Raw genomic sequence first — 23,013 nt, forward strand, 5'->3', positions numbered from 1 at the left:
TGCCAATCGAATGAAGGAGAAAGACAGCCGTGGCTGAAACCTACGACGTCATCATCATCGGCTCCGGTCCCGGCGGCTATGTGGCCGCCGTGCGGGCTGCCCAGCTCGGCCTGAAGACCGCCATCGTGGAGCGCGAGCATCTGGGCGGCATCTGCCTCAACTGGGGCTGCATCCCCACCAAGGCGCTGCTCCGCTCGGCCGAGATCCTGCACTATGCCGAAAACGCCAGGGACTACGGCCTCAAGATCGACGGCACGATCTCCGTGGATGCGGCAGCCGTCGTCGAGCGTTCGCGCAAGGTCTCTGGCAGGCTGAACGGCGGCGTCGGCTTTCTGATGAAGAAGAACAAGGTGGACGTCATCTGGGGCGAAGCCAGGCTGTCCAAGGCTCCGGCGGGCGCGCAGCCCGGCGAGATCAAGGTTTCCAAGCCGACAAAGAAGGCGATGGAGCCGCAGCATCCGGCTCCGAAGAACACGCTGGGCGAGGGAACCTACAAGGCCCGCCACATCATCCTGGCCACGGGCGCGCGCCCGCGCATCCTGCCCGGCATCGAGCCCGACGGCAAGCTGATCTGGACCTATTTCGAGGCCATGGTGCCCAGGGAAATTCCGAAATCGCTCATCGTCATGGGGTCCGGCGCCATCGGGATCGAGTTCGCCAGCTTCTACCGCACGCTCGGCGCTGAGGTGACGGTGGTGGAGCTTCTGCCGCAGATCCTGCCCGTCGAGGATGCCGAGATCTCCAAGTTTGCCCGCCGCCAGCTCGAGAAGCAGGGCATCAAGTTCCATGTCGAGGCGAAAGTGGAGAAGGTGGAGAAGGGCGCCGACACGGTGACGGCGCACGTGCAGATGAAGGATGGCAAGACGCAGAAGATCGAGGCCGAGCGCCTGATCTCGGCCGTCGGCGTCCAGGGCAATGTCGAGAATCTGGGGCTTGAGGCGCTGGGGGTGAAGGTGGAGCGCGGCACTGTTGCGGTCGATGGGTTCGGACGCACCAACGTCGCGGGCATCTATGCCATCGGCGATGTCGCCGGCCCGCCGATGCTCGCCCACAAGGCCGAGCACGAGGGTGTGATCTGCGTCGAGAAGATCGCCGGTGTGCCGGGCGTCCACCCGCTCGACAAGAAGCGGGTTCCGGGCTGCACCTATTGCCAGCCGCAGGTCGCCTCCGTGGGGCTGACGGAAGAGGAGGCGAAGAAGCAGGGCCGCGACATTCGTGTCGGCCGTTTCCAGTTCGGCGCCAACGGCAAGGCCATCGCGCTCGGCGAGGACCAGGGCTTCATCAAGACGATCCTCGACAGGAAGACGGGCGAGCTTCTGGGCGCCCACATGGTGGGCGCGGAGGTGACGGAGTTGATCCAGGGCTTCGTGATCGCCATGAATCTGGAGACCACGGAAGAGGAGCTCATGCACACCATCTTCCCGCATCCCACGCTGTCGGAGATGATGAAGGAGAGCGTGCTCGACGCCTATGGGCGGACGCTGAATGCGTGAATCGTCTTGCGCCGGTGGCTGCCGGCGCAAGAATATCGTGTATAATCGAAACCCACCCGCAACCAGAGCAGGAGAGTTGGAATGGAGGGTCTTGGTTGGATTTTGACGATTGTCATCGGCGGCATCGCCGGTTGGCTCGCCGAGAAGATCATGAAGGCCGAACATGGCCTTCTTCTCAACATCGTGCTGGGCATCGCCGGTGCCGTGGTCCTGAACGCGATCCTGTTTGCGGTCATGGGCGCCACCTTCGGCGGCATCATCGGCCAGCTCGTTGTCGCCGTCATCGGCGCCTGCCTGCTGATCTGGCTCTACCGGCTGGTGCGCGGGGCGAGCTGAGCCGGTAACGCATGTCTCGCCCGCCTGCCACCCGCGGGCGGGCTTTCCTATCCTCCGCCGCGTTCATATATGGCCTGCAGGCGCACATATGCGGGCGCCCTGGAAACCAGAGGAAGCAATGGTCACCGTTCTCGATACCGTCTCCGCCAGGCCGCGGCCGCGCCACCCGGAAAAGGCGCACCGGCCGGATCAGGAGGTGATGCGCAAGCCCGACTGGATTCGCGTCAAGGCGCCCACCTCCAAGGGCTATCTCGAGACGCGCGAGATCGTGAAATCGAACAAGCTCGTCACGGTGTGCGAGGAGGCGGGCTGCCCCAATATCGGCGAGTGCTGGGACAAGAAGCACGCCACCTTCATGATCATGGGGGAGATCTGCACGCGCGCCTGCGCCTTCTGCAACGTGGCGACCGGCATTCCCGGGCCCCTCGATCCACAGGAACCCGCCAATGTGGCCAAGGCCGTGCGCGAGATGGGGCTCAGCCATGTCGTCATCACCTCGGTCGACCGTGACGACCTTGCCGATGGGGGGGCGCAGCATTTCGCCGACGTCATCCATGCCGTTCGCGCTGCCTCGCCGGCCACGACCATCGAGATTCTCACCCCTGATTTCCTGCGCAAGGACGGCGCACTGGAGGTCGTGGTGGCGGCAAGGCCCGATGTCTTCAATCACAATCTGGAGACCGTGCCGTCAAAATATCTCACGGTGCGTCCCGGCGCCCGCTACTTTCATTCCATCCGCCTCTTGCAGCGGGTGAAGGAGATCGACCCCACCATCTTCACCAAGTCCGGCATCATGGTGGGGCTCGGCGAGGAGCGCAACGAGGTGCTTCAGCTCATGGACGACCTGCGCTCGGCCGATGTCGACTTCATCACCATCGGCCAGTACCTGCAGCCCACGCGCAAGCACCATCCGGTGAAGAAGTTCGTGACGCCGGAGGAGTTCAAGGCTTATGAGACCATCGCCTACACCAAGGGCTTCCTCATGGTCTCCTCCAGCCCGTTGACGCGCTCCTCCCATCATGCGGGCGAGGATTTCGCCCGGCTCCGGGCCGCGCGGGAGGCGCGCCTTCAGGCAGCAGCGGCGAAGACGGCATAAGCGCATCCCATGCCCAAGCATGAGACGGTCCGCCGGGTAAACCACCCGCCAGAACAGATGTTTGCCCTGGTGGCGGATGTCGAATCCTATCCCGCGTTCGTGCCAATGTGCGAGGCGCTCACCGTGCGCTCGCGCAAGGAGCGCGACGGGGTCACCGTGCTGGTGGCCGACATGACGGTGGGTTACAAGGCCATCCGCGAGACCTTTACCAGCCAGGTGGTGCTGAAGCCTGCGGAGCGCACCATCGACGTGCGCTACATCGACGGGCCGTTTCGTTTTCTGCAGAATTGCTGGCGCTTCGATCCCGTGGGCGAAGGGCAGACCGATGTCCACTTCTTCATCGAATACGAGTTCAAGAGCCGCATGCTGGGCGCGCTGATGGGCGCCATGTTCGACCGCGCCTTCCGCATGTTCGCCGAAGCCTTCGAGCGGCGGGCCGATCAGGTCTACGGGCGTTCGGCGTAGGCCGCTTCCAGCGCCAGTTCCAGGGCTTTTGCCACGCTGCTCCTGCGCACGGCATCGCGCGGGCCCGTAAAGAGCTGCCTTTCCACACGCACCTGTCCGTCACTGGTGGCCAGTCCGAACCAGACGAGGCCGACGGGTTTCTGCGCCGTGCCGCCGCCGGGGCCTGCCACGCCGGTGACGGAGACGGCGATCGCGGCGCGCGACCGGGCAAGCGCCCCCGCCGCCATTTCCCCCGCGGTCTCGGCGGAAACGGCACCGTGGGTTGCCAGCGTTTCCTGCGCAACCCCCAGCATCTCCATCTTCGCTTCGTTGGAGTAGGTTATGAATCCGCGTTCCAGCACATCCGATGCACCGGCGAGATCCGTCAGCGCCGCGGCGATCATGCCGCCGGTGCAGGATTCGGCAGTGGCCAGCATCATGCGGCGCGCCCGGCAGGCCTCCAGCACCTCTTTTGCCAAAGTCTCGACATCGCGCATGTCACCCTCACTCGGGCAGGAAGCCCGGATAGACGACGGTTGCCGTGGCGATTGCGGCAATGCCTTCACGTCGCCCGACAAAGCCCATCTTCTCGTTGGTCGTCGCCTTCACCGAGATTCGTTCGGGCGAAATGCCCAGCATGTCCGAAAGTTCCGCCACCATGGCATCACGATGCGGGCCGATGCGCGGCGCTTCGCAGATCAGCGTTATGTCGGCGTTGGCGATGCGCCCGCCGCGGGCGCGCAGCAGCGTCACCGCATGTTCCACGAAAAGCCGCGAGGCCGCCCCCTTCCAGCGCGCATCGGAGGGCGGGAAATGCGTGCCGATGTCGCCTTCGCCGCAGGTGGCCAGCAGCGCATCGGTCAGCGCGTGCAATCCCACATCGGCGTCGGAATGGCCACAAAGCGCCTTCTCATGCGGGATGGCCACACCACACAGCCAAACCTGGTTGCCCTCGGCAAAGGCATGTACGTCGTAGCCGTTGCCCGTGCGCACATCGGGCAGCCTTACGGCGCTCAGCCGCGCCTCGGCCAGCGCCATGTCACGCGGCCAAGTGAGCTTGATGTTCTCGGGCGAGCCCTCGACCAGCCGAACCGCTATGCCTGCCCATTCGGCAATGGCCGCATCGTCTGTGAAATCGAGCCGGCCTTCCCGGAAAGCCTTCTCATGTGCGGCGCGAATGGCGGGAAAGGGAAAGCCCTGCGGCGTCTGCGCGGCATAGAGGCCATCGCGGGAGACCGTGCCTTCCACCAGCATCCGCTTTCCTCCGCGCTTCAGCGTGTCGGAAACCGCGATGGCCGGCAGCGCGCCCTGGTTCTCCGCCAGGCCGTCAATCACACGGTCGATCAGATTCGCGTCAAGGAAAGGGCGCACCCCATCATGGATCAGCACGATGTCGGGAGCCTCCGAATCGAGGGCGGCGAGTGCCAGCCTGGTGGACTCCTGCCGCGTGGCGCCGCCATGCACCACGCGCACGGCGCGGCCCAGGCCCTGGGCAGCGGCGGAAAAGAGCGCATCGTCATCCCGGTGGATGGCGACGACAATGGTGCCGATCCGCGCATGTCCGGCGAAGGCTTCCAGCGTGCGCCGGATCACCGGCTTGCCGCCGATCGGCTGATACTGCTTGGGGCCATGCCCGTTTCGCCCGGCGCGTTCGCCGCGCCCGGCGGCCACGATCACCGCGGCGATCCGCCGCCCGGCGCCCCCCTTGCCCTGGTCATGATCTGCGTTCATGCCGGCAGGCATAGTCGGCACCGCTACGAAATGCCAGCGCATTTCTGCCTTTGTTGTGCGGCAAGCCCGTTGCGCGTCCCATTGTTTGTGTCTAAGAATTAAGCACGAAAGATGAGTGCTTTCTTTTTGAGCAAAAATCCTGTGAAGATACTCTCGCAGCCCTTGCAGGTTGGACCCGTCACGCTGCGCAACCGCGTCTTCCTGGCGCCCATGTCCGGTGTAACGGATCTGCCGTTCCGCCTGCGCGCGCATGCTCATGGGGCGGGCCTTGTGGTTTCCGAAATGGTGGCGAGCGGCGAATTGGCGCGCGGCCGCGCAGAAAGCGCGCGGCGTATCCGTCGTCACCCCGGAATCGATGTCCACATGGTGCAGATCGCCGGTCGCGAGGCCCGCTGGATGGCGGAGGCCGCCCGCATCGCCGTGGGCGAGGGGGCGGATATTGTGGACATCAACATGGGCTGCCCCGCCAAGAAGGTGACTGGCGGCTATGCCGGCTCCGCGCTCATGCGCGAGCCCGACCTTGCGTTGTCGCTCGTCGAGGCGGTGGTGGAAGCCGTTCGCGTTCCGGTGACGGTGAAGATGCGGCTCGGCTGGGATGAAAACGGTCTCAACGCGCCGGTGATCGCGCGTCGTGTGCAGGAAGTGGGCGTTTCCATGGTCACGGTGCACGGGCGCACGCGTTGCCAGTTCTACAAGGGCAGGGCCGACTGGCGGGCGATCGCCCGCGTGAAGCAGGCCGTCTCCATACCCGTCGTCGCCAATGGCGATTGCTGCGGGGCGGTGGAAGCCGAGGCCATGCTCGCCCAGTCGGGTGCCGATGCGGTGATGATCGGCAGGGCGCATTACGGCGCTCCGTGGACGGCGGGCGCGCTTGCCCACCATGCAGCCGGCGGTCAGGCGCCGGGCGTTCCGTGCGGCGGGCGCGATATGGCCGACTATGTTGCCGCCCACTACGAGGACATGCTGGCCCACTACGGGGTGGGACAAGGCGTGCGCCATGCACGAAAGCATCTGGGCTGGTATCTGGAGCGGCATGGCGGCGAGGCGGGCGCGGCGATGCGCACCGCCATCGTGACCGAGACGGAACCTGCCAGGGTTCTGCGCCTGCTTGCAACGGCCTTCGCCGCGCCCGACGCACCGCAAAGGATGGTCGCATGAATACGGGTTCCCCGCTTCCCGGCGATGGCTTGGCAAATGTCGCCCAGCTCGCCATCGACGCCATCGGCCATCCCGTCATCGTGGTTGACAGGCAGGGGCACATCCCATTTGCCAATGCCGAGGCGGAAGATTTCTTCCGTCTCAGCGCGACGATGCTGGCGCGCAACCGGCTGGCCGATTTCGTGCCCTTCGGCAGCCCGCTGCTCACCCTGGTCGAACAGGTGCGCGAGCGGCGCGCCCCGGTCAACGAATATCGCGTCGATATCTCTTCGCCGCGCCTCGGCACCGACAAGGTGGTGGACATCTATGTCGCACCGGTCGCGGAGCTGCCCGGCTGTGTCGTCATCATGTTTCAGGAACGTTCGATGGCGGAGAAGATCGACCGCCAGATGACGCACCGCGGCGCGGCCCGCTCCGTAACCGGCCTTGCCGCCATGCTGGCACACGAGATCAAGAATCCGCTGTCGGGCATCCGCGGGGCCGCACAGCTTCTGGAAAATGTCGTCTCCGACGAGGATCGGGCGCTTGCCCGCCTGATCACCGAGGAGACGGACCGCATCGTCAAGCTGGTCGATCGCATGGAGGTCTTCTCCGACGAGCGCCCGGTGGACCGCGAGCCGGTCAACATTCACGTCATCCTCGATCATGTGAAGGCGCTGGCGTCCAGCGGCTTTGCCAGCCATATCCCGATCGTCGAGGAGTATGATCCCTCGCTGCCGCCCGTGCTGGCCAACCGGGATCAGCTCATCCAGGTTTTCCTGAACCTCATCAAGAACGCCGCCGAGGCCATCGGCGACAGGAGCGGCGGCGAGATCCGGCTTTCCACGGCCTTCCGGCCCGGAATCCGCTTTTCCGTGCCCGGCACCCGCGAGCGCGTCTCGCTGCCCATGGAGTTCTGTGTCCACGACAACGGCCCCGGCGTGCCGGAAGACATCCGCGCTATCATCTTCGATCCCTTCATCACCACCAAGCAGAACGGCTCGGGGCTCGGGCTTGCGCTGGTGGCGAAGATCGTCGGCGCCCATGGCGGCGTGATCGAATGCGATTCATCCTCCCGCGGCACCACATTCCGCATTCTCATGCCGGCCTGGCGCGAACAGACGCAGACGGAGCAGACAACGGAAGCCAAGCCATGAGCGTGCAAGGCAGCATTCTCGTCGCCGATGACGACGCGGCCATCCGAACCGTCCTCAACCAGGCCCTGTCGCGTGTCGGTCATCATGTGCGGGTCACGTCCAATGCCGCCACCCTGTGGCGCTGGGTTTCGGCGGGCGAGGGGGATCTCGTGATCACCGATGTGGTGATGCCCGACGAAAATGCCTTCGACATGCTGCCGCGCATCCGCAAGCTGCGCCCGGACCTGCCGGTCATCGTGATGAGCGCCCAGAACACCTTCATGACGGCCATCCGCGCCTCGGAGGTGGGAGCCTATGAATATCTTCCGAAGCCTTTCGACCTGACGGAGCTTCTCGGCATTGTCGGTCGTGCGCTGGCCGAGCCAAAGGGCAAGCCTGCCCAGCCGCGGGCCAGCGAGCAGCCGGAATCCATGCCGCTGATCGGCCGCTCGCCGGCCATGCAGGACATCTACCGCATGCTCGCGCGCATGATGCAGACGGATCTGACCGTCATGATCACCGGCGAGTCCGGCACCGGCAAGGAGCTGGTGGCGCGCGCGCTCCATGAGTTCGGGCGCCGGCGCAACGGCCCGTTCGTGGCCATCAACATGGCCGCCATCCCGCGCGACCTCATCGAGTCGGAGCTTTTCGGCCACGAGAAGGGCGCCTTCACCGGCGCTCAGCACCGCTCCTCGGGCCGTTTCGAGCAGGCGGAGGGCGGCACGCTGTTCCTCGACGAGATCGGGGACATGCCCATGGAAGCCCAGACACGCCTGCTGCGCGTTCTGCAGCAGGGCGAGTACACGACGGTCGGCGGGCGGACGCCCATCAAGACGGACGTGCGCATCGTGGCCGCCACGAACAAGGACCTGCGTGCCCTCATCAATCAGGGCCTTTTCCGCGAGGACCTCTTCTACCGGCTGAACGTCGTTCCCCTGCGCCTGCCGCCGCTGCGCGAGCGCGTGGAGGACATTCCCGATCTCGTGCGCCACTTCTTTGCCGAGGCGGAGAAGGAGGGGCTGCAGTCCAAGCGCATCGACAAGGGCGGGCTCGGCGTCATGATGCAGTATTCCTGGCCGGGCAATGTGCGCGAGCTGGAGAATCTCGTGCGCCGGTTGGCTGCGCTCTATCCGCAGGACGTGATCACCGAAGAGATCATCGCCAGCGAGCTGCGCGGCGCCACGTCCATCGAGACGCCGCGCACCGGCGAGGGGCTGCCGGAGGACATGCCCCTCGGCCAGGCCGTTGAGCAGTATCTGCAGCGCCACTTCCGCAGCTTCGGAACCGCGCTGCCGCCGCCAGGGCTCTATCACCGCATCATCGCCGAGGTGGAATATCCGCTGGTGCTGGCCGCGCTCGCTGCCACGCAGGGAAACCAGATCCGCGCTGCGGAGCTGCTGGGCCTCAACCGCAACACGCTGCGCAAGAAGATCCGCGAGCTGGGCGTGGATGTGTACCGCGCCTCCAAGCACCCCTCGGGCGAGCCGGTGTCGGGATAGGGCAGGGAGCGGAAATCCCCTGAAAATTGCCCTAATTTCCCCTTTTCACCACTGTGAAATGGGCAAACGTTGCAAAGTCGCCACATTGCGTTGCATACCTGCAACGCATATGGGGTCGCCCGAATGGGGTGCCCGGCGCTTGCGCCGCCAGACAGGCAATGAGATGAGCACACAGGCTTCTGCCATAACCGGAGAGCGGGACCATCAATCCGCGGCCAGGGAAGGCCGCCGGCTGATGGCATGGCCCGGCATTCTTGCAACAGCCGGTGCGCTGGCGACGGCGGCGGTCTCCTTTGCCGTGCTGCTCGGTCTGACGCCGCTCACCCCCGACGCCGACACCACGCTCGCCCTGATCGCCATCAATGCCGCCTTCGTACTTCTGCTTCTGGTGCTCATCGGCCGCGAGGCCCATCGCATCTACACTGCACGAAAGGGGGCCAGGGCGGCCTCGCGGCTGCATGTGCGCATCGTCGCCATGTTCTCGCTGGTGGCGGCGATTCCGGCCATTCTGGTGGCTATCGTCGCTTCCATCACGCTCGATCTCGGCCTCGACCGCTGGTTCGAGCTTCGCACGCGCGTCATCGTGCAGTCCTCCCTGTCGATCGCCGAAGCCTATGTGCTCGACCATGCGCGCAACCTCCAGGGCACCACGCTTTCCATGGCGATCGACCTTGACCGCCTGCGTTCCTACTACAGCCTGGATCGCACCGGCTTTCGCCAGCGGCTCACCCAGCAGGCGGTGGTGCGCGGCCTGGCCCAGGCGGTGCTGATGCGCGAGGAGGGCGAGGTCATCATGGGCGCCGACATGCCCGATTCGATCGAGGTGCCCGCTCCGCCCGAAGGCGCCCTTCAGCGGGCTGCGGAAGGCCGGCCCGTGCTGTTCGATCTGCCGCCGGGCAACCTGATCGGCGCCATCGTCCGGCTGCGCGAGATCCCGGACGCCTATCTCTACGCACTGCGCGAGCTCGATCCCCAGCTCATCAAGGCGCAGCGTCTGGTGGCTGAGAACACGGGCGAGTATCGCTCCCTCGAAGAAAACCGCTTCAACACGCAGGTGGCCTTCGCGCTGCTCTATCTCATCGTCACCCTGGCCATCGTTCTGGCGGCGATCTGGACGGGCATTGCCGTGGCCGACCGGCTGGTGAGGCCGATCCGGCAGCTCATCGGTGCTGCCGGCGCGGTCTCCGCCGGCAATCTCGACGTGGCGGTGCCCGTGCGCGCTTCCGATGGCGATGTCGCCTCGCTCGGCGACACCTTCAACAAGATGATCCTGCAATTGAAGACCCAGCGCGACCAGCTCATCGCCGCGCGCGACACGATCGACGAGCGCCGTCGCTTCACCGAGGCCGTGCTTTCCGGCGTCAGCGCGGGTGTGATCGGTGTCGATGCGCGCGGCACGGTCACCATGGTCAATCCCTCCGCCGAGACCATGCTGGCGATTTCGGCCGACAACGCGATCGGTCGCAACCTCTCTGCCGTTTTGCCGCAGATCGGTCGCGTGTTCGAGGTGGGGCGCACCTCCGATCGCGAGGTCTACCGCGATCAGGTCACCTTCTACCGCGCCGGCGCGGAGCGCACCTTCAACGTGCAGATCACCACCGAGGAAAGCGTCGAGGAGACGGAGGAGCGCTCCTATGTGGTGACGGTGGACGACATCACCGACCTCGTGCAGGCGCAGCGCGCTTCCGCCTGGGCGGATGTGGCGCGCCGCATCGCACATGAGATCAAGAACCCGCTCACCCCCATCCAGCTTTCCGCCGAGCGCATCCGTCGCCGCTACGGCAAGGTGATCACCGAGGACCGCGAGGTCTTCGACCAGTGCACCGACACCATCATCCGCCAGGTGGGCGACATCGGCCGCATGGTGGACGAGTTTTCCGCCTTTGCGCGCATGCCCAAGCCCGACATCCAGCGGCTTGACCTGCGAGAGCCGCTGCGCGAGGCTTCCTTCCTCATCGAGGTCAGCCGCACGGACATCACCATGGAGCGCGATCTGGGGGAGGAGCCGCTGATCGGCCGTTTCGACACGCGGCTGATGAGCCAGGCCTTCGGCAACATCATCAAGAACGCTGCGGAGGCCATCGACGCTGCGGCCCGCGAGGAGGGCGAGCTGCGCGGCATCATCCGCATCACCGCGCGCCGGGCCGGCGAAAACATAGAGGTTGCCGTCATGGACAACGGCAAGGGCCTGCCGCGGGAAAACCGCCAGCGCCTGCTCGAACCCTATATGACGACGCGCGAGAAAGGCACGGGCCTCGGCCTTGCCATCGTCAAGAAGATTATCGAAGACCACGGGGGACAGCTGGAGCTCCATGATGCGCCAGCCGATTTTCACGGCGGGAAGGGCGCGTTGATCCGCATGATTCTGCCGGCAGCGCCAGAGGAGGGCGCCGGCGGACAGGCGGCGGACAATTCTTCTGGAAAGACGGAAAAGGTCGACAATGGCGTCTGACATACTGGTCATCGACGACGAGGAAGACATCCGCGAGCTTGTCGCCGGAATCCTGAGCGACGAGGGGCATGAGGCGCGCACCGCCGGCAACAGCGATGCGGCCCTTGCAGCCATCGCCGAGCGCGTGCCGCGGCTCGTTCTGCTCGACATCTGGCTGCAGGGCTCGACGCTGGACGGGCTGGCGCTGCTCGACAAGATCAAGGAGATGCATCCCGATCTGCCGGTCGTGATGATCTCCGGCCATGGCACCATCGAGACGGCGGTCTCGGCCATCAAGCGCGGCGCATACGATTTCATCGAGAAGCCCTTCAAGGCCGACCGTCTCATCCTCATCTGCGAGCGCGCGCTGGAGACCTCCAAGCTCAGGCGCGAGGTCATGGACCTGAAGAAGCGCAGTGGCGAAAGCTTCGACCTCGTCGGCAATTCGCCCGCCATGAACGCCCTGCGCCAGACCATCGAGCGCGTGGCTCCCTCGAACAGCCGCATCATGCTCATCGGCCCCTCGGGCTCCGGCAAGGAGCTGGCGGCGCGCGCCATCCATGCGCTTTCGCAGCGCGCCAACGGGCCCTTCGTCTCCGTCAACGCGGCCTCCATCACGCCCGAGCGCATGGAGATCGAGCTGTTCGGCACCGAGTCGAACGGCGCCGAGCGCAAGGTGGGGGCGCTCGAAGAGGCGCATCGCGGCACCCTCTATCTCGACGAGGTGGCCGACATGCCGCGCGAGACGCAAGGCAAGATCCTGCGTGTGCTCGTCGATCAACAGTTCGAGAGGGTGGGCGGCACCAAGCGGGTGAAGGTGGATGTGCGCATCATCTCCTCCACCGCCCGCAATCTGGAACAGATGATTGCCGAGGGCCGCTTCCGCGAGGACCTTTATCACAGGCTGGCGGTTGTCCCGGTTGCGGTGCCGGGCCTGTCGGAGCGGCGGGAGGACATTCCGCTGCTCGTCGAGCATTTCATGCAGCAGATCGCCACCCAGGTGGGCATAAAGCCGCGGCGCCTGGCGGAGGATGCCATGGCCGTTCTGCAGGCGCACAACTGGCCCGGCAATGTCCGCCAGCTTCGCAACAATATCGAGCGGCTGTTGATTCTCACCCGCGGCGAGGAGGGCGATGCGCCGATCACCGCCAGCCTGCTTCCCGCCGAGATCGGCGACGTCATGCCGCGTGTGCCGAACCAGTCGGACCAGCATATCATGGCGCTGCCCTTGCGCGAGGCCCGTGAGATGTTCGAAAAGGAATACCTTCTTGCGCAGATCAACCGCTTCGGCGGCAACATCTCGCGCACGGCGGAGTTCATCGGCATGGAGCGCTCGGCGCTGCACCGCAAGCTGAAGTCGCTGGGAGTATAGGTGTTGAGGCAACAGGCGGATCAAGCAGGGATTTGCCGGCACGCCGTGCCGTCTCTGCCGGCTGTTTCCTCGTTTGACGGGACCAGAAGCGCATGAAGGTCATCATCTGCGGCGCCGGGCGCGTGGGCTACGGCATTGCCGAGCAGCTTTCCGTGGAGCAGAACGACGTCTCGGTGATCGACACGTCGGTGGAGCTTATCCGCGCGATCCGCGACACGCTCGACGTGCGCGGTTTCGTCGGCCATGGCGCGCACCCGGAGGTGCTGGCCGCAGCCGGTGCCCAGCAGGCGGACATGATCATCGCCGTCACCCTCTATGACGAGGTCAACATGGTGGCCTGCCAGGTGGCGCATTCGCTCTTCAATGTGCCAACAAAGGTGGCCCGGATCCGCTCCCAGTCCTATCTCCAGTCCCACTATATGGACCTGTTTTCGCGCGATCACCTGCCCATCGACGTGATCATCTCGCCTGAGCGCGAGGTGGGCGAGATGGTCCTGAGGCGCATCGCGCTTCCCGGTGCCACGGATGTCGTGGCCTTTGCCGACGGGCAGGTGGCCATGGTTGCCATCGAGTGCCAGGAGGAGTGCCCGGTGATCGACACGCCGCTGGCGCAGCTCACGGAGCTGTTTCCCGATCTGCCGTCCACCGTGGTCGGCGTGTCGCGCGGCGGCAGCCTGTTCGTTCCCCACTCGCGGGATCAGCTCATGGCCGGTGACATGGCCTATGTGGTGACGACGAAGGACCAGGTGCGCCGCACCCTTGGCCTGTTCGGGCACGAGGAGACGGAAGCCACGCGCATCGTGATTGCCGGCGGCGGCAATATCGGCCGCTATGTTGCCCGCTCGCTGGAGAAGAAGGGCAGCCGCACCAAGGTGAAGATCATCGAGAGCAACCGCGAGCGCGCCGTGGCCATCGCCGACGATCTGCGCCGCACGGTCGTGCTGCACGGCAGCGCGCTGGAGCAGAAGCTGCTCCTGGAGGCAGATGTCGACCATGCGGACCTGATGGTCGCGCTCACCAATGACGACCAGGTCAACATCCTGTCCAGCGTGATTGCAAAGCGTCTTGGATGCAAATCCAACCTGGTGCTGATCAACAACCCGACCTATCACGACTTCGCCAAGACCCTCGGCATCGACGCTCATGTGAACCCGCGTGCCGTGACCATCTCCAAGGTGCTTCAGCACGTGCGCCGCGGCCGCATTCGCGCCGTCCACAACATCCAAAAGGGGGCAGCGGAGGTCATCGAGGCCGAGGCGCTCGAAACCTCGCCGCTGGTGGGCTTGCCGCTCAGCGAGCAGGATCTGCCGGATGGAATGCGCATCGGTGCCGTGTATCGCGAAGGCAGGTTCATCAAGCCGAGCGGCGCATTGCGCATCAAGCCGAAGGACCGCGTCGTCATCTTTGCGCTGGAAAGCGCTGTGCGGCAGGTCGAACAGCTCTTCCGCGTCAGCCTGGAGTATTTCTGAGCGTCCGCCGCAGGGGTTCATTTCACTGAGGGAGAAGACATGCCGCGCATTGCCTATGTGAACGGCCGCTATGTCCGCCATGCCGAGGCGGCAGTGCATATCGAAGACCGGGGCTATCAGTTCGCCGACGGTGTCTATGAGGTCTGCGAGGTGGCGCGCGGCTTCATCGTCGACATGACACGCCATCTCGACCGGCTCGACCGTTCCCTGTCGGAACTGTCCATTGCCTGGCCCATGCGCCGCAAGGCGGTGGAGCTGATCATGCGCGAGGTGGTGCGGCGCAACCGCGTGGCCAATGGGCTCGTCTATCTGCAGGTCACGCGCGGTGTCGCGCCGCGCGATCACGTCTTTCCCGCGCCCGGCACGAGGCCGGCGCTCGTCGTCACGGCGAAGCGCCTCGACAAAGAGGCGGCGGAAAAGCGGGCGCAGACGGGCATCAAGGTCATCACCGTGCCGGAGAACCGCTGGGAGCGGGTCGACATCAAGACGGTGGGACTCCTGCCCAACGTGCTGGCGCGGCAGAAGGCGCGCGAGGCGGGCGCTGCCGAGGCATGGTTCGTCGATTCCGACGGCATGGTGAAGGAGGGGGCAGCCACCAACGCCTGGATCGTGACCGCAGAGGGCAAGCTGGTTACGCGGCCTGCCGATTTTGGCATCCTGCGCGGCGTCACGCGCGCCGGCGTGCTCGACCTGGCAGCCCGGATGGGGCTTGAGGTGGAGGAAAGATCGTTCTCGGTGGAGGAAGCGCAGGGTGCGCGCGAGGCTTTCATCACGGCTGCGTCCACCGTCGTCATGCCGGTCGTGGAGATCGACGGCAAGCCGGTGGCCAACGGCCATCCCGGCTCGCTGACTCTTGATCTGCGCAGAGCGTTTTTTGACATTGCGGAAAAAAGTCCTGCCTGATAACCCTCAAGGCCGTACAGCCAGCCGGCTTCGATGTTGAACGATTGCGGGCGCGTGGCAGCAGCAGAGAACACCGCGCTTGACAGGGCGGGGTGACATTTGCGCTACTGCCATGCGATGCGCAGGGGATGGTGAAAGAAAAGAACAATGGCGGACCGTTCGCAGAATTTGCAGGATCTGTTCCTCAACACCGTTCGTAAGAGCAAGAACCCGCTGACGATTTTCCTGATCAACGGCGTAAAACTGACTGGCGTGGTAACATCGTTCGACAACTTCTGCGTTCTTTTGCGCCGTGACGGCCACTCGCAGCTCGTCTACAAGCATGCCATCTCCACGATCATGCCGAGCCAGCCGGTGCAGCTCTACGATGCCGAGGAAAGCGGTCGGGAAGGCTGATTGGCAGAGAACACAAGGGCTGCCGGCGGTGCACGCCGGAATGACGGGGCAACGGCCGGCGAGGTTACGAGAGCCGTCGTCATAACGCCGGTGCTGAACGCAGCCCGGGGCGAGGGCGCTGCACGCCTGACACGCGCCCCCGCAGCACGCCTCGAAGAGGCGATGGGGCTAGCCCGGGCGATCGATCTGGAGATTGTCCACAGCGAGGCGATCATGCTGGCCGCCCCGCGCCCGGCCACGTTGATCGGCGCCGGCAAGGTCGAGGAGATTGCGGCCGTCGTCGAGGAGGCGGGGGCGGAGGTGGTCATCGTCGACCATCAGCTTTCCCCTGTCCAGCAGCGCAATCTGGAACGCGCGCTGAAGGCCAAGGTGCTCGACCGCACGGGCCTGATTCTGGAAATCTTCGGCCGCCGTGCGCGCACAAAGGAAGGCCGGTTGCAGGTCGATCTTGCGCATCTGGAGTATCAGCGCGGGCGGCTTGTCAGAAGCTGGACACACCTGGAGCGCCAGCGCGGCGGCGGCGGCTTCATGGGTGGTCCCGGCGAGACGCAGATCGAGGCGGACCGGCGCCTTCTGCAGGATCGCATCGTGCGGATCCGGCGCGAGCTGGAGACGGTGCGGCGCACCCGCGATCTGCACCGCGCCAAGCGGCGCAAGGTGCCGTTTCCGGTGGTCGCCATCGTTGGCTACACCAATGCCGGCAAATCGACCCTCTTCAACCGGCTGACCGGCGCTTCGGTGATGGCCGAGGACATGCTGTTCGCCACGCTCGACCCGACCCTGCGGCGTGTGCGCTTTCCACATGGCACCGTGGTCATCCTGTCGGATACGGTGGGCTTCATCTCCGATCTGCCCACACATCTGGTCGCCGCCTTCCGGGCCACGCTGGAGGAGGTGGTGGAGGCGGATCTCGTCATCCACCTGCGTGACATCTCCGATCCCGATACCGTCGCCCAGGCGGGCGATGTCGGAGAGGTGCTGGCAAGTCTCGGCGTTGATGCCGCCGACACAAGCCGCGTCATCGAGGTGTGGAACAAGATCGACCGGCTGGCCGACAGCGACCGCGAGCGGCTTCTGCGCGACAAGGCCAATGCCGCGCCGCCGATCGCCATCTCGGCCGTGACGGGCGAGGGGATCGACGATCTGATGCGCCTGATCGAGGAACGCGTCGCCGGCCGGCTTTCGGAGACTTCCTTCACCCTCCCGGCCGATCAGATGGGGCTCGTGGACTGGATCTATCGGCACGGCGAGGTGACGGCGCGTGAGAATCACGAGGACGGCAGCATCACCATCCGCCTGCGCGCCACAGGTGCTGCACAGGAAGAGCTGAAGAGAAAATTGTCGAGCAATAACAGTATCTAAAGCTCGTCAGCTCGCGTTTTTCTCGCGCTGCCAGATGCCCTCCATCTCCGCAAGGGACACCGCGCCCAGCGCCTTGCCTTCCGCGGCAAGCCCCCGCTCGACGGCGTTGAAGCGGCGGCGGAACTTTTCATTGGCATCGCGCAGTGCGACTTCCGGGTCGAGCTGGAGGTGTCGGCCGAGGTTGACCAGCGCAAACAGCAGGTCACCAAACTCCTCGGCCACGGCCGCCTGCCGGCCTTCGGTCATCGCTTCCCGCAACTCGGCGACTTCCTCCTCGATCTTGTCGAGAACCGGCTCGGGCGCGCCCCAGTCGAAGCCCACCCGTGCCGCCTTTTCCTGCAGCTTCAGGGCGCGCATGAGTGCGGGCAGGGCGCGCGTCACGTCGTCGAGATAGCCGCTGTGCTCCTGCTCGGCGCCGTTGCGGCGTGCCCGGCGCTCGGCCTTCTCCTCGGCCTTGATGCGCTCCCACATGCCCTTGGCCATGCCGGCCTCGCGCGCCTCGGCATCGCCAAAGACATGCGGATGGCGGCGGATCATCTTCGTCGTAATGGTTTCGACCACGTCGCCGAAGTCGAAATGGCCGGCCTCCTCGGCCATGCGCGCGTGGAACACGACCTGCAGCAGGAGATCACCCAGCTCTTCGCGCAGGTCGCCCATATCGCCGCGCTCTATGGCGTCGAGCACTTCATAGGCTTCCTCGATGGTGTAGGGCGCCACGGTCGCGAAGGTCTGCTTGGCGTCCCACGCGCAGCCCGTCTCGGGATCGCGCAACGCGGCCATGATTTCGATGAGGCGCGAGATGTTCTTGGATGGCTCCATGGGTGCGGCTCCATTGGCTGGTGGACAAGCCGTAGCGCGCCGCGCGCTCATTCTCAAGCCGCTCATCCAGGCCGAATTCGGGTTCACGGCGCCAGGGACGGCACCTATACTGCTGCGGTCCGTGGCATCCCGCTTTCATTGCTCGCTTGGGGGGTGGCCGCGACGATATCCGATCCTTGACATATCCCAGGGGCCCCATGCTCGGAATCCTTTCAAGCCGCATCTATCGCCACCTGTTTCTGGCCCAGGTGGTGGCCCTTCTCGGCACGGGACTTGCCACCGTGGCGCTCGGGCTTCTGGCTTTCGATCTGGCGGGAGGCAACGCCGGTGTGGTTCTGGGAACTGCACTCGCCATCAAGATGGTCGCCTATGTGGGCGTCGCTCCGGTGGCGGGAGCATTTGCCGAGAAGCTGCCCCGGCGTGCCATGTTGGTGAGCCTCGATCTCGTGCGTGCGCTCATCGCATTGCTGCTGCCGTTCGTGACGGAGGTCTGGCAGGTCTATGTGCTCATCTTTGTGCTGCAGTCGGCCTCGGCGGCTTTCACGCCCACATTCCAGGCTACGATCCCGGACGTTCTGCCGGATGAGCGGCAATACACGCGCGCGCTGTCACTTTCGCGCCTGGCCTACGATCTGGAAAGTCTCATCAGCCCCATGCTGGCAGCGGCGCTGCTGGCGGTGATGAGTTTCCATAGCCTGTTTGCCGGCACGGCGCTTGGTTTCCTTGCCTCCGCGGCCCTGGTGTTGTCGGTTCGTCTCCCCGATCCGAAGGCGGGCAGGGCGCGCGGCTTCTACGAACGGGTGACACGCGGCCTGCGCATCTATCGCGCGACGCCGCGCTTGCGCGGCCTCCTGGCCGTCAACATGGCGGTGGCTGCCGCCGGAGCCCTGGTGATCGTCAATACGGTGGTCTACGTGCAGGGTGCCTTTGGCCTTGGCCAGAGCCACACGGCGCTGGCTCTGGCCGGCTTCGGCGGCGGCTCCATGCTTGTTGCTGTGGTCCTGCCGCGCCTGCTCGAACAGATACGGGATCGCCCCGCCATGCTCGGCGGCGTCGTCATGCTTTCTGCTGGGACATTCGCGGCGTCGATGCTCGCCGATTACGCGACGCTTGTGGCGCTGTGGTTTCTGATCGGCGCAGGGTACTCCCTGGCTTTGACGCCGTCCGGCCGCCTGCTGAGGCGCTCGGCACACCCGGAGGACCGTCCGGCATTGTTCGCTGCGCAGTTCGCGCTTTCCCATGCCTGCTGGCTGGTCACCTACCCGCTGGCGGGGTGGGCTGGCGCTACCATCGGTCTTCCGGAAACGGCGCTGATGCTCGGCGCGTTGGCAACGGTGGCGGCCGGCGCTGCATTCTGGTTCTGGCCTGCCGCCGACCCCGAGGCGCTCCCGCATGTCCACGATGAACTCCCACCCGGCCATCCCCATTGGGCTGAAGGCCGGGCGCTCTCCGGCAGGAGCCACGTCCATGCCTTCGTGATCGATGATCTCCACCCTGCGTGGCCTGCGCTTGCCTGGGACAGCAGAAGACCGGTGAATTGAACAGACAGAGCGCAATCAAGGCTTGGGTTTGTGGCTGCGCTTCCTCGCGGGTTCGACCCAGAGGGCAGAGGCGGCGACTCTCGCATCAAAAAACAAAAGTCGCATAATATGGATTATGGAACTCAGCCCTGCACCGCGCCCTTCCTGCTGGTCATTCCGTCACGTCACAATGTCGGCCACCTCGGCCTTTGCTGCGTTGATCAGCGCCCGCGGTTCTGCGGCGAAGACGGCGTCGTGGGCGCCGGCGGCGGCCCACACGATGGGAAAGCCGAGCAGCGTTCGGTCGGCATAGCGGCGCACGGTCTCGTCGTGACCGAGCGGTGAAACGCCGCCGATGGCAAAGCCCGTTTCCTCGCGCACCTTGCGCGGATCGGCGCGCACCAGCTTCTCGCCGGCCACGGATGCGGCTTTCTCCAGGTCGAGCTGCCGGCTGCCGGAGACCAGAAAGAGATAGAGCCTGCCGGAGTCTTCGCCGGCGAAGATCAGCGACTTGACGATCTGCTCGACCGAACAGCCGCATTGCCGGGCCGCCTCGGCGGCCGTACGGGTCGATTCGCCCATGCGCCGGATCTCGATCTCCAGGCCGGCCCGGGCTGCGGCCTCGGCCACGCGCCTGATGCTCTTCGACATAGGAAACCTCTATTTTTTCAAATGGATGAAATCTCTTTTTCAATCACCATGCCATCGAAGGCCGGCTCCACGTGATCGGGTGTCTCCCGCCGCACGGCGTCATAGTCGAGCGGCGTGTGCATATGAGTTAGAACGGCGCGGCTGGGTGCCAGCCGTTCGATCCACTCCAGCGCCTCGGAAAGCGAGAAATGGCTGGGATGCGGGCGGTGCTGCAGAGCGTCGATCACCAGGAGATCGAGACCGGCCAGCAGCGGCACGGTTTCGGGCGGGAAGTCGTTGACATCGGAACAATAGGCGAACGGACCGATGCGAAAGCCCAGAGAGCGGATGTCGCCGTGAACCTGCGGCAGCGGGACAAAGGTGAGAACGCCGCCCGCCCCCTCGATGGCGAAAGGCGCCTCGTGACGGATGAGATGCGGCGTGACGATGGGTGGATAGTTGCTGCCGGGCGGTGTCTCGAAGCAATAGGCAAAGGCTTCACGCAGGCGCTTCAGTGTCGGCTCGTCGGCGTGGATGTCCATCCGCCTGTTCTGTACCAGCACGAAGCCGCGCAGATCGTCAATGCCGTGGATGTGGTCGGCATGGGGGTGGGTGTAGACGACGGCGTCGAGATGCGTCACGCCAGCTGCGATCATCTGGGCGCGGAAGTCCGGCCCGGTGTCGATGGCCACCCGCGTGGTGCCTCCGTCCGGCCTGATGCGTTCCACGAGCGCGGCCGCGCGGCTGCGCCGGTTGCGCGGGTTGGCCGGGTCGCAATTGCCCCAGTCGCCGTTGATCCGCGGCACGCCTGGCGAGGAAGCGCAGCCCAGGATGGTAAGCCGCAGCCGGTCCGCCAAGGTCAGGCCCCTTCCTGAAGCGTACGCGGCACCTTGGTGAAGAGGCGGAAGAAATTGGCTGTCGTGATCTGCGCCACGTCCTCGGGTGTCGCACCGATGGTCTCGGCAAAAAGTGCAGCGGTATGGGCCACATAGGCCGGCTCGTTGCGCTTGCCGCGGTGCGGCACGGGCGCCAGATAGGGCGCATCGGTCTCCACCAGAAGCCGCTCGCGCGGCACGTCCCGCGCGATTTCGCGCAGCGCTTCGGACTTCCTGAAGGTCAGGATGCCCGAAAAGGAGATATAGCCGCCGAGCTCCACGCCCGTGCGCGCCAGCGCTGGGCCGGAGGAGAAACAGTGCAGGATGAAGGGGAAGGCCCCCTTCCCCGCCTCTTCGCGCAGGATCGCCGCCATGTCGTCATCGGCATCGCGCGCATGGATGACGAGCGGCAGCCCGGTGCGCCGTGCCGCCTCGATGTGGGTGCGGAAACCCTGCGCCTGTGCCTCGCGCGGAGACTTGTCGTAGAAGTAGTCGAGCCCCGCTTCGCCGATGCCCACCACCTTGGGATGCTCAGCAAGCCTGACCAGGTCATCGGCTGTCACATGCATCTCCTCCCCGGCATTGTGCGGGTGCGTGCCGACGGTGCAGAAGACGTTGGGATAGCGCTCGGCAATTGCCTTCACGTCCTCGAATCTTGCCACGCGGGTGGAGATCGTCACCATCAGGCCCACGCCGCTCTCGCCGGCGCGGGCCACGATTTCGTCCCGTTCCTCCTCGAAATCGGGAAAGTCGAGATGGCAATGGCTATCGACCAGCATGGCGTCTAGCTCCCCTGCCCCGTCTCCTCGGCCTCCACATGGCGTGGAAAGACGGGCGCCGGCGGCGGCAACGGTGTGCCGGGCACGAGCATATGCGCCTCGCCGATGTCGGCAAAGGTACGTCCCTCCGCCGGAACGGCCAGAAGGTCGAGCAGCCTGGCCGCCGAGCCTGGCATGTAGGGCTGGCAGAGAATGGCCAGCCGGCGCAGCACCTCGGCCGTGGTGTAGAGCACGGTTTCCATGCGCGCCGGATCCGTCTTGCGCAGCGCCCAGGGCGCTTCGCCGGCAAAGTAGCGGTTGGCCTCCGCCACCACCTCGAAGACGGCGGCAAGCGCGGCGTGAATCGCCTGCCGGCCCATCGCCTCGCGCCCGGCGGCCAGCGCTGCCTCGGCGCGCGCGAGGATGGTCTTGTCAGGCTCGGCCAGCGTGCCGCGCGCAGGCACCTTGCCGCCGCAGTTCTTGGCGATCATCGACAGCGAACGCTGCGCCAGATTGCCCAGATCGTTGGCAAGGTCGGCGTTGATGCGGCCCGCGATCGCCTCGTGGCTGTAGCTGCCGTCCTGTCCGAAGGGCACCTCGCGCAGGAAGAAGTAGCGCACCTGGTCGAGGCCGTAATGCTCCACCAGGGTGAAGGGATCGACCACATTGCCGACAGACTTCGACATCTTCTCCCCGCGATTGAAGAGGAAGCCGTGGCTGAACACCCGCCTGGGCAGCGGCAGGCCAGCCGACATCAGGAAGGCCGGCCAGTAGACGGCGTGGAAGCGGGTGATGTCCTTGCCGATCACATGCACGTCCGCCGGCCAGTAGCGCCACCTCTCGCCGTGGGTATCGGGATAGCCGAGCGCGGTGATGTAGTTGGTCAACGCGTCCACCCACACATACATCACATGCTTCTCGTCGCCCGGCACCGGCACACCCCAGTCGAAGGTGGTGCGGGAGATGGAAAGATCGCGCAGGCCGGAGCGCACGAAGCTCACGATCTCGTTGCGCCGTTCCGCCGGACCGATGAAGTCCGGGTTTTCCTCGTAGTGCTTGAGCAGCCGTTCCTGATAGGCCGAGAGGCGGAAGAAATAGCTCTCTTCCTCGACCCACTCCACGGGCGTTCCCTGCGGGCCGTAGCGCACGCCGTCCTCGCGCAGCTCCGTCTCCTCTTCGCCGTAATAGGCTTCGTCGCGCACCGAGTACCAGCCGGAATAGCTGCCCAGATAGATGTCGCCGTTCCCGGCCATGGCCTTCCAGATGGCCTGGCAGGCCTTCCTGTGCCGCTCCTCGGTGGTGCGGATGAAATCGTCGTTGGAGGCGCCCAGCACCTCTGCCATGCGCTGGAACTGCGGCGTGTTGCGTTCCGCCAGGTCGCGCGCCGACAGCCCCTCCTTGCGCGCCGTCTGAAGCATCTTGATGCCGTGCTCGTCGGTGCCGGTCAGAAACATGACGTCCTTGCCGTCGAGGCGCTGAAAGCGTGCCAGGGCGTCGGTCGCAATCAGCTCGTAGGCATGGCCGATATGCGGGCTGCCATTGGGATAGGAAATCGCGGTTGTGATGTAGAAGGTCTCGCGCGTCATGGGAAATGGTTGTCCGGTGT

21 protein-coding genes are annotated in these 23,013 nt (G+C 65.4%); 14 read left to right on the top strand and 7 right to left on the bottom strand.

Translation table 11 applies throughout. From position 1 onward, the window contains the following. Positions 1-29: 29 nt before the first annotated feature. The 4 genes from lpdA (at position 30) to NYR58_RS14020 (ending at position 3,390) form a co-directional block, all read left to right on the top strand. Complete coding sequence (gene lpdA, locus NYR58_RS14005; protein ID WP_261521542.1) at positions 30-1,493, top strand: dihydrolipoyl dehydrogenase; 1,464 nt, start codon at positions 30-32, stop codon at positions 1,491-1,493. 81 nt (positions 1,494-1,574) lie between these two features. Beyond that, positions 1,575-1,829, top strand: coding sequence for a GlsB/YeaQ/YmgE family stress response membrane protein (locus NYR58_RS14010; RefSeq protein ID WP_261521543.1), 255 nt, complete (start codon positions 1,575-1,577; stop codon positions 1,827-1,829). 118 nt (positions 1,830-1,947) lie between these two features. Continuing rightward, entirely contained in the window at positions 1,948-2,925 is a 978-nt protein-coding gene (gene lipA, locus NYR58_RS14015) for a lipoyl synthase (protein WP_261521545.1), read from the top strand. A 9-nt stretch (positions 2,926-2,934) separates the two neighbouring features. Beyond that, positions 2,935-3,390 carry a type II toxin-antitoxin system RatA family toxin gene (locus tag NYR58_RS14020; protein ID WP_261521546.1) on the top strand — a complete coding sequence of 152 codons (456 nt, stop codon included), beginning with the start codon at positions 2,935-2,937 and terminating at the stop codon, positions 3,388-3,390. Here the strand turns inward: NYR58_RS14020 and NYR58_RS14025 are convergent. Beyond that, positions 3,372-3,866: a CinA family protein gene (locus NYR58_RS14025; protein ID WP_261521547.1), complete on the bottom strand. Its 495-nt coding sequence runs from the start codon at positions 3,864-3,866 to the stop codon at positions 3,372-3,374. The two genes, NYR58_RS14020 and NYR58_RS14025, sit on opposite strands and share 19 nt — an antisense overlap. Positions 3,867-3,873: 7 nt before the next feature. Then, on the bottom strand, positions 3,874-5,100 hold the full coding sequence (locus tag NYR58_RS14030; RefSeq protein WP_261521548.1) for a bifunctional 2-C-methyl-D-erythritol 4-phosphate cytidylyltransferase/2-C-methyl-D-erythritol 2,4-cyclodiphosphate synthase: 1,227 nt from the start codon (positions 5,098-5,100) through the stop codon (positions 3,874-3,876). A gap of 111 nt (positions 5,101-5,211) precedes the next feature. On the opposite strand from NYR58_RS14030, the gene dusB reads away from it, so the two are divergent. The 9 genes from dusB to hflX all read left to right on the top strand — a co-directional run bounded on the left by dusB (position 5,212) and on the right by hflX (position 16,805). Next, positions 5,212-6,258: a tRNA dihydrouridine synthase DusB gene (dusB, locus tag NYR58_RS14035; protein WP_261521550.1), complete on the top strand. Its 1,047-nt coding sequence runs from the start codon at positions 5,212-5,214 to the stop codon at positions 6,256-6,258. Then, positions 6,255-7,394: a two-component system sensor histidine kinase NtrB gene (locus tag NYR58_RS14040; protein WP_261521551.1), complete on the top strand. Its 1,140-nt coding sequence runs from the start codon at positions 6,255-6,257 to the stop codon at positions 7,392-7,394. The genes dusB and NYR58_RS14040 overlap by 4 nt, the downstream gene beginning before the upstream one ends. Beyond that, on the top strand, positions 7,391-8,872 hold the full coding sequence (gene ntrC / locus NYR58_RS14045) for a nitrogen regulation protein NR(I) (protein WP_261521553.1): 1,482 nt from the start codon (positions 7,391-7,393) through the stop codon (positions 8,870-8,872). Before NYR58_RS14040 ends, ntrC begins: the two co-directional genes overlap by 4 nt. Positions 8,873-9,035: 163 nt before the next feature. After that, on the top strand, positions 9,036-11,324 hold the full coding sequence (locus NYR58_RS14050; RefSeq protein ID WP_261521554.1) for a sensor histidine kinase NtrY-like: 2,289 nt from the start codon (positions 9,036-9,038) through the stop codon (positions 11,322-11,324). Next, positions 11,314-12,675, top strand: a complete 1,362-nt coding sequence (gene ntrX, locus NYR58_RS14055; RefSeq protein ID WP_261521555.1) for a nitrogen assimilation response regulator NtrX — start codon at positions 11,314-11,316, stop codon at positions 12,673-12,675. Before NYR58_RS14050 ends, ntrX begins: the two co-directional genes overlap by 11 nt. Before the next feature lie 92 nt (positions 12,676-12,767). Next, positions 12,768-14,144 (top strand): Trk system potassium transporter TrkA, encoded by a 1,377-nt coding sequence (gene trkA / locus NYR58_RS14060; protein WP_261521556.1) that lies wholly within the window; start codon positions 12,768-12,770, stop codon positions 14,142-14,144. 39 nt (positions 14,145-14,183) lie between these two features. Next, on the top strand, positions 14,184-15,047 hold the full coding sequence (locus tag NYR58_RS14065) for a D-amino-acid transaminase (RefSeq protein WP_261521558.1): 864 nt from the start codon (positions 14,184-14,186) through the stop codon (positions 15,045-15,047). 147 nt (positions 15,048-15,194) lie between these two features. Then, positions 15,195-15,443: an RNA chaperone Hfq gene (gene hfq, locus NYR58_RS14070; protein ID WP_261521559.1), complete on the top strand. Its 249-nt coding sequence runs from the start codon at positions 15,195-15,197 to the stop codon at positions 15,441-15,443. Then, positions 15,444-16,805: a GTPase HflX gene (hflX, locus tag NYR58_RS14075; RefSeq protein WP_378074621.1), complete on the top strand. Its 1,362-nt coding sequence runs from the start codon at positions 15,444-15,446 to the stop codon at positions 16,803-16,805. It abuts the gene before it with no gap. A 6-nt stretch (positions 16,806-16,811) separates the two neighbouring features. On the opposite strand, the gene mazG is transcribed toward hflX, so the two are convergent. Continuing rightward, entirely contained in the window at positions 16,812-17,624 is an 813-nt protein-coding gene (gene mazG / locus NYR58_RS14080) for a nucleoside triphosphate pyrophosphohydrolase (RefSeq protein ID WP_261521560.1), read from the bottom strand. A gap of 197 nt (positions 17,625-17,821) precedes the next feature. Between mazG and NYR58_RS14085 the strand changes: the two genes are divergently transcribed. Continuing rightward, a complete protein-coding gene (locus tag NYR58_RS14085) occupies positions 17,822-19,165 on the top strand; it encodes an MFS transporter (RefSeq protein WP_261521562.1) in 1,344 nt (447 codons plus the stop codon). 159 nt (positions 19,166-19,324) lie between these two features. Here the strand turns inward: NYR58_RS14085 and NYR58_RS14090 are convergent, their stop codons facing one another. From NYR58_RS14090 to metG, 4 genes are read right to left on the bottom strand one after another with little or no spacing between them, the layout of a single operon-like run. Continuing rightward, a complete protein-coding gene (locus NYR58_RS14090; protein ID WP_261521563.1) occupies positions 19,325-19,795 on the bottom strand; it encodes a YbaK/EbsC family protein in 471 nt (156 codons plus the stop codon). A 17-nt stretch (positions 19,796-19,812) separates the two neighbouring features. Continuing rightward, positions 19,813-20,631 carry an MBL fold metallo-hydrolase gene (locus NYR58_RS14095; RefSeq protein ID WP_261521565.1) on the bottom strand — a complete coding sequence of 273 codons (819 nt, stop codon included), beginning with the start codon at positions 20,629-20,631 and terminating at the stop codon, positions 19,813-19,815. A 2-nt stretch (positions 20,632-20,633) separates the two neighbouring features. Next, complete coding sequence (locus NYR58_RS14100; protein ID WP_261521567.1) at positions 20,634-21,428, bottom strand: TatD family hydrolase; 795 nt, start codon at positions 21,426-21,428, stop codon at positions 20,634-20,636. A 5-nt stretch (positions 21,429-21,433) separates the two neighbouring features. After that, the gene (gene metG, locus NYR58_RS14105; protein WP_261521569.1) at positions 21,434-22,993 is read right to left on the bottom strand and encodes a methionine--tRNA ligase; all 1,560 of its coding nucleotides are present in this window, start codon (positions 22,991-22,993) and stop codon (positions 21,434-21,436) included. Between the last annotated feature and the right edge of the window lie 20 nt (positions 22,994-23,013).

It is taken from the genome of Chelativorans intermedius (genome assembly GCF_025398255.1).
GTDB lineage: Bacteria > Pseudomonadota > Alphaproteobacteria > Rhizobiales > Rhizobiaceae > Chelativorans > Chelativorans intermedius.